Source organism: Salinimicrobium sp. WS361 (genome assembly GCF_050750585.1).
GTDB lineage: Bacteria > Bacteroidota > Bacteroidia > Flavobacteriales > Flavobacteriaceae > Salinimicrobium.
On record NZ_JBOJLM010000059.1, the window covers coordinates 1 to 738 of the forward strand.

The 738-nt window shown below is 43.5% G+C and carries 1 protein-coding gene; it reads right to left on the reverse strand.

The genetic code is table 11. The features are described from left to right. Positions 1-738: IS110 family transposase (locus ACQ93I_RS17225; RefSeq protein ID WP_431699611.1), on the reverse strand; the 738-nt coding region annotated here is incomplete at both ends.

The following is a 738-nucleotide window of genomic DNA, read 5'->3' on the forward strand; positions in this document are numbered from 1 at the left end:
GGAGTTTCTGTTTTTATAACTGCAAGAGTTCTACTCAAGAGTTTGTGAGCGATTTTTATAATAATCTTTTTGTCATCTTTTCCTAGATGTGTGCGGTAGTAAGCCTGCATCACCGGGTCGGTGCGAATGGCCTGCCAGGAAGCTTCCACAAAATAGGATCTGATCAAGCGGTGAGACCTGGGATTCATACCCATGGCTTTATTTGAAGCACCACTTTGATGCATTCCTGGGGCAATACCAATGTATCCGGCCAGGTGTTTTAAGGAATTGAACCGGCGAAGATCTCCAAGTTCTGAGATAATGCCCACAGCAACAATTCCTCCAATTCCCGGAATACTTTTTAGAAGATAATAATCCTTTTTATAATGTTTACGACAATATGCCCGTAGCTGATTAGTAACCTGACGTTTCTCCTGATCTATAAATCTGAAGCTGCGCATGCGGCTGTTTAAGGTCTCTCTGGCTGTTGGGAAATCAAAAGGTAGGTTGTCCAGCCAGTTACGGAATTTGTGGCTCCAGTGGTCATTATCAAATTCTTCAGGTACTTTGATCCCAAAGTAGAGTAACTGCATTTTGATCATGGATTTGATGCGACGCAAATCTTTAACGAGATCATTTCGGCGACGGAACAGGCTGCGAAGCTCTTCTCGTTTTTTATCGGGAACTACAATGCTTTCCAGACGGCCATCCTTGAGTTCCCTGCTGATGAGCTGGGCATCGATTTTATCTGTTTTGGTA